10 protein-coding genes are annotated in these 7,771 nt (G+C 61.0%); 4 read left to right on the top strand and 6 right to left on the bottom strand.

Annotated elements, in window-relative coordinates; genetic code table 11:
- The 4 genes from EN935_RS14300 to gatB all read right to left on the bottom strand — a co-directional run.
- On the bottom strand, positions 1-423 hold a 423-nt coding region (locus EN935_RS14300; RefSeq protein ID WP_206534517.1), incomplete at its 3' end, for an AIM24 family protein.
- 116 nt (positions 424-539) lie between these two features.
- On the bottom strand, positions 540-1,028 hold the full coding sequence (locus tag EN935_RS14295) for a GNAT family N-acetyltransferase (RefSeq protein ID WP_127264800.1): 489 nt from the start codon (positions 1,026-1,028) through the stop codon (positions 540-542).
- A 15-nt stretch (positions 1,029-1,043) separates the two neighbouring features.
- Entirely contained in the window at positions 1,044-1,739 is a 696-nt protein-coding gene (locus EN935_RS14290) for a hypothetical protein (RefSeq protein ID WP_126069248.1), read from the bottom strand.
- Complete coding sequence (gene gatB / locus EN935_RS14285; protein ID WP_109671709.1) at positions 1,736-3,241, bottom strand: Asp-tRNA(Asn)/Glu-tRNA(Gln) amidotransferase subunit GatB; 1,506 nt, start codon at positions 3,239-3,241, stop codon at positions 1,736-1,738. Before gatB ends, EN935_RS14290 begins: the two co-directional genes overlap by 4 nt.
- 281 nt (positions 3,242-3,522) lie before the next feature.
- Between gatB and EN935_RS14275 the strand changes: the two genes are divergently transcribed.
- Positions 3,523-3,780: a YjhX family toxin gene (locus EN935_RS14275; RefSeq protein WP_023759402.1), complete on the top strand. Its 258-nt coding sequence runs from the start codon at positions 3,523-3,525 to the stop codon at positions 3,778-3,780.
- A 48-nt stretch (positions 3,781-3,828) separates the two neighbouring features.
- Here EN935_RS14275 and EN935_RS14270 read toward each other — a convergent pair whose 3' ends face one another.
- Together EN935_RS14270 and EN935_RS14265 are read right to left on the bottom strand one after the other, a co-directional pair.
- Positions 3,829-4,260: a CBS domain-containing protein gene (locus EN935_RS14270; protein WP_109671710.1), complete on the bottom strand. Its 432-nt coding sequence runs from the start codon at positions 4,258-4,260 to the stop codon at positions 3,829-3,831.
- 87 nt (positions 4,261-4,347) lie between these two features.
- Positions 4,348-5,103: a rhomboid family intramembrane serine protease gene (locus tag EN935_RS14265; protein ID WP_127264801.1), complete on the bottom strand. Its 756-nt coding sequence runs from the start codon at positions 5,101-5,103 to the stop codon at positions 4,348-4,350.
- Between the two features lie 388 nt (positions 5,104-5,491).
- Here EN935_RS14265 and EN935_RS14260 point away from each other — a divergent pair, with 388 nt between their 5' ends.
- From EN935_RS14260 to EN935_RS14250, 3 genes are all read left to right on the top strand, one after another.
- Complete coding sequence (locus EN935_RS14260) at positions 5,492-6,124, top strand: PAS domain-containing protein (RefSeq protein WP_109671712.1); 633 nt, start codon at positions 5,492-5,494, stop codon at positions 6,122-6,124.
- Between the two features lie 140 nt (positions 6,125-6,264).
- The gene (locus EN935_RS14255) at positions 6,265-6,882 is read left to right on the top strand and encodes a PilZ domain-containing protein (RefSeq protein WP_109671769.1); all 618 of its coding nucleotides are present in this window, start codon (positions 6,265-6,267) and stop codon (positions 6,880-6,882) included.
- Positions 6,883-7,152: 270 nt separating this feature from the next.
- On the top strand, positions 7,153-7,761 hold the full coding sequence (locus EN935_RS14250) for a transglutaminase-like cysteine peptidase (RefSeq protein WP_109671713.1): 609 nt from the start codon (positions 7,153-7,155) through the stop codon (positions 7,759-7,761).
- Positions 7,762-7,771 lie beyond the last annotated feature (10 nt).

Below are 7,771 nucleotides of genomic sequence, written 5' to 3'. Positions count from 1 at the left end.
GAAGCCGCTCTGGCCAAACAGCATCGTCGCCAGGCCGCGCACGCGCTCGAAGGTGTAGTCGACATTGCCGGTGGCGGCGAGAAACTGGTGCTCGCGCACCTGGATCTCCTCGCCGTGCCTGAGATGGATCGGCACGATGTGGCCCGGCCCATCGCGGCTGAAGGCAACGATGCCCGCCCCCGACGCCTCGGTGACGAAGATCTGCATGCCGGCCATCATACGCTTCAGCGCACCCTTCAGCGATTTCAGGCCGATGGTGATGGTGGAATTCTTCCACAAAAGGATGTGGTGCTCGAAATAGACCGGCATCCGCGTCACATCGACCGAAAGCACCGGCACCAGCTCGCCCGCAATGTGATAGGTGACGCCGCCAAAGGTTTCGTCCGACACCTGTGTCGGCATCAGTTCCGGCAAGCTTGGCATGAACATCCCCCTCGCGCCGTCGCGTCCCTTGGATGCGGACGCGGGCTCAGGCAGCGTTGATACGACTGCGGGGGCCGGTCAAATCAAAAACGCGAGACAATTACCGGCCGGGCTGTCTATCCGAGCGACTTCTCGAAACTCAGCGTCGTCGGCCTTGAGCTCTCACGGGATTCTGCGGCGGCGCTGACGGGCAAGAAACCCTTCGATCGGTAGAAAGCAATGGCAGCGCCATTGGCCTCCTCGACCTCGACACGCAGCGTTCGCGCTTCCGGGAAACTGGCTTCGACCTCGTCGAGCAGTGCCTGCCCGATCCCTCGCCTTTGGCAGTCCGGATGGACGTAGAGCTGGTTCAGCAGAATGACCTTCGCATCCGCGGTTGCGGCGGCGAAAGCCATGCCGCCAATACGCTTGCCGTCATCGGCCACCAGGAATTCCGAGTTCGGCCGTGTCAGCCGCGAGCGGAGCGAGGCAATCGAGTGCCATTCATCGGTGATCTCGGTGACTTTGGCAGCGCCATAAATGGCGTCATAGGTCGCATGCCAGGTTTCCACCAGCAGCGTCCGCACAGCGGCAAGGTCGCGTTCGCCTGCGGTGCGGACGAACACGGATTCTTTCCCCGCCTATGCAGCGACCGGCTTGTGCCGGAAGTCGATCACGGCAAGCAGCACGACCCAGACCAGAAGCACCATGCTGCCCGGCATGTTGGCCGCCATGGCAGTGTCGGAGAAACCGGTTGCCGCGGTAGCGAAACCGCCGATCAGGACACCCACGGCGCCGGCGCCGCCAAGCGACGACAGCCACAACGGACTGTGCCTAGCCTGACGCAGGGCGACATTGGCGAGCAAAACCGTCAAGCCGAGCAGCATGGCACTGATCGCGGCAAAGCCGACTTCGATCTGGCGCACGGCGAAGGCGGCACTGAACAACGATGGTTTTGTCGCCGCATCAGCCATTGCCCAGGCATCGACCACCGCTTTCAGTGCAATGCCGTCGACGGCCTGCAAGGCAGCTGCCGCCGCCAGAGACGCTGCGCCGAATACGGTCGTCAGAAGCGCCCAGCCACGAAGCGGGCCGGCCGACGGACGGCCAAGGATGAGCACCAGGCCGGCGACCATAGACAGGACGCCGGCAAGCTGTGCCATGTGGCTGAACAGCCAGACAGGGTCGGCGGCATATTCACGGAAGGCGCGAAGCGCATCATTCGGGTCTTCATGCATCGGATGAAGCAGCGTGCCGACAAAAAGCAGCACGGCGCCGGCAATCAACAGAGCCGACGAGACGCTTGCCGGGTTTCCCGGGTTCGGGTCTCCGCTCATTGATCCGCTATGCCGAGCTTAGTCTTCACCAGGTCGTTGACTGCTTGCGGGTTGGCCTTGCCGCCGGTCGCCTTCATCACCTGGCCAACGAACCAGCCGGCCATGCTCGGCTTGGCGCGCGCCTGTTCGACCTTGTCGGGGTTGGCAGCGATCACCTCATCGACAGCCTTCTCGATGGCGCCGGTGTCGGTGACCTGCTTCATGCCACGGCTTTCGACCAGCTGGCGCGGATCGCCGCCCTCATTCCAGACGATTTCGAAAAGATCCTTGGCGATCTTGCCGGAAATGGTGCCATCCCTGATCAGATCGATGACCGCGCCCAACTGGTCGGGCGAAACCGGAGCGTTTTCAATGTCTTTTCCGGCCTTGTTCAGCTGCCCGAGCAGATCGTTGATGACCCAGTTGGCGGCCAGTTTGCCGTCGCGGCCGGCGGCCACCTTCTCGAAATAATCGGCGATCGGCTTTTCCGACACCAGGATCGAGGCGTCATAGGTCGACAGGCCGAGCGACGCGATCAGCCGCGCCTTCTTGTCGTCGGGCAGTTCTGGCAATTCCTTGGCCAGTGCATCGACATAAGCCTGGTCGAATTCCAGCGGCAGAAGATCCGGATCGGGGAAGTAGCGGTAATCATGCGCCTCTTCCTTGGAGCGCATCGAACGCGTCTCGCCCTTGACGGCGTCGAACAACCGCGTTTCCTGGTCGATCTTGCCGCCATCCTCGAGAATGGCGATCTGCCGGCGCGCCTCGTAGTCGATGGCCTGGCCGATGAAGCGGATCGAGTTGACGTTCTTGATCTCGCAGCGCGTGCCGAACTCGCCGCCCGGCTTGCGCACCGAGACGTTGACGTCGGCGCGCATCGAACCTTCGTCCATGTTGCCGTCGCAAGTGCCGAGATAACGCACAATGGTGCGCAGCTTGGTGACATAGGCCTTGGCTTCGTCGGCCGAGCGCATATCCGGTTTGGAGACGATTTCCATCAGCGCCACGCCGGAGCGATTCAGGTCGACATAGGACATGGTCGGATGCTGGTCGTGCATCGACTTGCCGGCATCCTGCTCCAGATGCAGCCGCTCGATGCCGACCTCGATGTCCTCGAATTCGCCCTGGCGGTCCGGGCCGACCGAGACGATCACGGTGCCCTCGCCGACGATTGGCTGCTTGAACTGCGAGATCTGGTAGCCCTGCGGCAGGTCGGGATAAAAGTAGTTTTTCCGGTCGAAGACTGACTTGTGGTTGATCTGCGCCTTCAGCCCAAGGCCGGTGCGGATCGCCTGCTTGACGCATTCCTCGTTGATGACGGGCAGCATGCCGGGCATCGCCGCATCGATCAGGCTGACATTGGCGTTAGGCGCCGCGCCGAAAGCGGTCGAGGCGCCCGAAAACAGCTTTGCTTCCGATGTGATCTGCGCATGGACCTCGAGGCCGATGATGATCTCCCAATCGCCGGTGGCGCCGGAAACAAGGCGCTTGGCGTCGGGCGTGCGGGTGTCGATGAGGGACATTTTGGCCTGCGTATTGGAACTACGGATTATGCGTTTACGCATATTTTGGTGTGCAACTTCGCTAGTGCAAACCGCCAAAAGAGACAAGCGCAAAGCCGCAGACTGGCCTTTTCAGCCGCTTTCGCCTATTGGATGTCCATTCCAATGGAGAGTGGATGTCCACTTACGCTCAGTCCCGGTAAGGCCCTGACCTCCTAGCGAGGCAGGGCAGAAAACCTGAAACCCCGTGCCGCGAAGCTTCGCGGTGGCGGCATTTTTTGTTTTCCCGGAAAAACTCTCCCATGGATATTTCGCGCATAGAACAGCGCATCCTGCACCTGCTCGCGCAGGGCGGACGCATTGAAATAGAAAAGAACGAGAAAAAGCGGATCGCCTCCGTCAAATGCCTGACCCGCGATGGCTGGCACTATCCGGGCGTCGATCTCGACATGTTTCGAAAACTGAAGCGGAAGAAGGCGGTTTCTTCGTCGGGAGGCGGACCCTACCGCATCACCCGGCGCGGGCTCGAACTCGTCCGTTCCGAACTCGACAACAGGTAGATACGGCTCCCGCCCGTCGGTTCTCCGGCCGGCGGTTCCCTTCACCGCTCAGGCGGTGGCGATATAGGCCCTGATCTCGTCGGCCTCGCGTTCGACATCCTCGATGCGGCGCTTGACCACGTCGCCGATGGACACGATCCCATCGAGCATGCCGTCCTTTTCCACCGGCAGATGGCGGAAACGGCCTCGGGTCATGATCTCCATCACCTCGTTAACGGTGTGGTTTTCGTTGCAGATCTTCACCTTCGGCGTCATCGCCGAACGCACGGCGATATCGAGCGCGGCTCCACCTTCGCGGGCGACAACCCGCACAATGTCGCGCTCTGAAAGGATGCCGACGATCTTGTGATCGCCATTGGTGATGACCAGCGCACCGATCTTGTGTTCTGCCAGGATGCGGATGGCTTCGCTAAGCTTTTCGTTCGGCCCGAGCGTGAACACGTCATGGCCTTTTTTCTCGAGAATTGCCTTAACCGTCATGGCGTCCTCCTCTGCTTTGCCTGCCGGTTCCTGCCCTGACCGGCCTTCACATAAGAGTGAACATCGTGCGCCGCGATCGGTTGCATTTCAAGTGCGGTCGTCGGTCTCCCATTCAGGCGCCTGCCATCGCCTGTCGAACCAGCGCAGGCCGAAGAAGCCCGCGACAAAGCCGCCAATATGGGCTTCCCAGGCGATCTGGCCGTCTACCCCCGGGGCAAAGCCGAGAAGGCCTGTGGCGAGATTGATGATCATCCACACGGCAAGGAAGATCACGACGCCGCGCAAGCGCAATACGAATGCGATCGGCAGCACAGGACCGGCGAAAGCCGCCTTGCCGGCCGAACGGTCGGTGCGGAAGCCAAAACGCGCCGCAGCCCCCATCATGCCTGATATCGCACCGGAAGCGCCGACCAGCGGCGCCTCTCCGTAAGGGTGCACCGCCCAGAAAAGCGCGACCGAAGCCAGCCCGGTCACGGCAAAGAACAGCGCGAACCAGAGCGTGCCGAGGCGATTTGCCAACGGCGAACCGAAAGCGGCGAGCCACACCATGTTGATGGCAATGTGGGCAAGGCCACCATGCATGAAGGCGTAGGTGAAGGGCCGGGAAAACAGGAACCAGTCGAAGCCGTATTGGCCGGTGTAGAGAACAGGGATGAAGGCCCCGTCATACAGCAGTGTCATCTGCTGGGATTCGCTCAGCACATACTGCTGCAGCAGATAGACGGCCACGCAGATGCCGATCACCGCCAGCACCACGGGCGGCAGATTGAACACCGGCTCGCGCCGCTGTGGCGGCGCGTCCTGGACCGGGTCGGCATCCGGGGGCGTTACCGGTTCACTCATTGAAGTTGCACTCACTGCGGGATTCGGGATTCGAGCATCTAGATCACCGCGGACCGAACAGCAAACCGCGAATCGCTGGGCGCGAATCAAAAAAGAAGCCGTTCAAGGTTTCCCTTGAACGGCTGGTCGAGCCCCCTGCTCCCCTAAAACTCTTGACTGAAGTGCTGCCGATCGTCGCGAAACGACCGCTTCTGGAGTGGTTTTTATGTGCCACGGGGCTCGCTTCGATGCAATGTAAACCACTTGTTAACCTTAACGACCCCGACCCGTGAACAAGTGTTAACGACGCTGGCACGCTTCCTGCTCCGCAACGCATGTAAGTCATCGGAGGGCGCCCTTCTGTTCACCGATGGGACATCAGACGACAGATTGCGCGGAGCAGCATAGCATGAACCAGAACGGATCGATCACGCTGTTCCAATATTGGAATCGCCTGCGTGACGGACGCCCTGCCCCGAAGCGTTCGGAGGTCGAGCCGGCGGACATCAAATCGCTGCTGGCCGACACCTTTATCCTGGAACGGGACACGCGCGGGCAAGCCGTATTCCGGCTCGCAGGCACCAGGCTTTGCGCCTGCTATGGCCGCGAGCTCAAGGGATTTTCCTTTCCGTCTCTGTGGCGCGAGAAGGATCAGCGGCTCGTTTCGCGGCTGATCCACGGCGTCTTCGACCAGAAATCGGTCGTGCTCATCAGCTATGAGGGCTTCAGCCGCAACGGACGCTCCAACAAGTTCGAGCTGCTTGCCCTGCCGCTTGACGGCGGCGTCGAAAATCCGCGCTGCCTGGGCGTGATCAGCGCCGTGGAGAAGCCCTTCTGGCTGGGTGCCGACCCGATCACCGACGCGTTGATCGATTCGATCCGCGTCATCGATCCGGAAAAGGAGCTCCTGAACAACCGCCCGGCGATCGATGTTCCCTCGCTCGTTCCCGATGAACTCGGCGCACCCGAGACGATCTCGGCGCTCGGCCGGGCGCGCCGCATCCGCCATCTCGTCGTCTTCGATGGCGGGCGCGAGGAATAGTCCGCAATCTCGCGGCTTGATGCATAAAAACAAAACGCCTAAAGCGCCCGCTTTTCCCCTTTGTTAACCCGCTTTGTTGTACTTCTCTGATGAAGTTCCTCGCATCGATGCGTGGGATGCCAAACGGGGTGCAGGCAGTCATGAGGTCAGCGGCGGTCGACTACGCACCGTCCCAAGCTGAAAGGCGTAACTTTCAGCGCGTCCGGGTCAAGATATACGGGCGCTTCATGCTGGAAGACCGCACCGAGCACCCCTGCCAGGTCGTCGACATGTCTCCGGGCAATGTCGCGTTTCGCACCGACCGCATCGGCATGCCCGGCGAAAAGATCATCGCCTACATCGATCATATCGGCCGCATCGAGGGTGTCGTCACGCGCACCTTGCAGGACGGTTTCGCGATGACCGTCATTGCGTCGGATCGCAAGAAGGACAAGCTCGCCGCGCAATTGACCTGGCTTGCCAACAAGCACGAACTCGACCTGCCGGAAGACCGTCGCCACGAACGCGTCGCGCCGCGCAATCCGACCAGCGTGCTGCAGCTCACCGACGGCCGTCAGTATCAGTGCCGCATCATCGACCTGTCGCTCTCCGGCGCAGCCATCGAGATCGACGTCAAGCCGGCGATCGGCGTCCAGGTCATGCTCGGCACCATGCGCGGGCAGGTCGTGCGCCATTTCGAGGACGGCGTCGCGATCGAATTCGCCGTCATCCAGCGCCCCGAAACGCTCGATTCCGAATTCAACACGCCGCGCGCCTGACAAGGCCCGGCAGCAACACCGGGAAGCCGGCCCTCGCGGCCGGTTTTTTCGTTGTTACGTCCATGACCAGCGTGCTTCGGCTGCTGCCGGCAAGACTTGCGTGACTATCAATGCACGAGGGTCAAGGCTTCAAAGCCAAACAATTTAATACTCAAATGATTCAAATTTTACGTTTATTCTATTGGCGTTTTACTCAATATCTACTTCGCGCTTTTGCCTCAAATAAATCCACACGTGGCAATGTCTCCTTCGAACGGGGAGACTACAACAATGAAGAAAACGAGGGGCAAGCTGTTGCTGGTGGCAATGGCGATGCAGCTTTCCGCTTGGGGATCAGCATATGCCGCGGGACCGGCCTATATGCACACCGGCGGACGCACCACGCAGCCTGTTGGCCATTATGAATTCTGCCAGCGCATTGCTGGCGAATGCAGCGAAAGAACCGCGAAGGGCGCGCCGGTCGAGTTGACCCGCAAACTGTGGGCGACGATCGTCAACATCAACAATTCGGTCAACACCCGCATCAAGCCGCGCACCGACATGGAAAACTACGGTGTCGAGGAATACTGGGCCTATCCCGACAATGGCTATGGCGATTGCGAGGACTACGCGCTGGAGAAGCGTCGCGAATTGATGGATGCAGGCGTGCCCGCCGGCAATCTGCTGATGACGGTCGCGCGCCAGCCGAATGGCGACGGCCACGCGGTGCTGACCGTGCGCACCAGCCTGGGCGAGTTCATCCTCGACAATCTGGAGACCAAGGTGCTGTCCTGGACGGACACCGACTACACCTATCTCAAGCGCCAGTCCGATCAGAATTCCGGCGTTTGGGTGACGATCAACGACGGCCGCTCCGACGCGGTCGCCAGCGTCCGCTAAGGGCGCGACG

It is taken from the genome of Mesorhizobium sp. M7D.F.Ca.US.004.03.1.1 (assembly GCF_003998635.1).
Lineage (GTDB): Bacteria > Pseudomonadota > Alphaproteobacteria > Rhizobiales > Rhizobiaceae > Mesorhizobium > Mesorhizobium loti.
Note: the sequence above shows the minus strand (reverse complement) of the source record. Positions and strands in the feature narration are given on the sequence as shown.

What these genes read in the sequence shown, in the direction of transcription:
- EN935_RS14290 (WP_126069248.1), bottom strand. Translation starts at nt 1,739, where the DNA reads ATGAGCGGAGACCCGAACCCGGGAAACCCGGCAAGCGTCTCGTCGGCT.
- gatB (WP_109671709.1), bottom strand. Translation starts at nt 3,241, where the DNA reads ATGTCCCTCATCGACACCCGCACGCCCGACGCCAAGCGCCTTGTTTCC.
- EN935_RS14275 (WP_023759402.1), top strand. Translation starts at nt 3,523, where the DNA reads ATGGATATTTCGCGCATAGAACAGCGCATCCTGCACCTGCTCGCGCAG.
- EN935_RS14270 (WP_109671710.1), bottom strand. Translation starts at nt 4,260, where the DNA reads ATGACGGTTAAGGCAATTCTCGAGAAAAAAGGCCATGACGTGTTCACG.
- EN935_RS14265 (WP_127264801.1), bottom strand. Translation starts at nt 5,103, where the DNA reads ATGAGTGAACCGGTAACGCCCCCGGATGCCGACCCGGTCCAGGACGCG.
- EN935_RS14260 (WP_109671712.1), top strand. Translation starts at nt 5,492, where the DNA reads ATGAACCAGAACGGATCGATCACGCTGTTCCAATATTGGAATCGCCTG.
- EN935_RS14255 (WP_109671769.1), top strand. Translation starts at nt 6,265, where the DNA reads ATGAGGTCAGCGGCGGTCGACTACGCACCGTCCCAAGCTGAAAGGCGT.
- EN935_RS14250 (WP_109671713.1), top strand. Translation starts at nt 7,153, where the DNA reads ATGAAGAAAACGAGGGGCAAGCTGTTGCTGGTGGCAATGGCGATGCAG.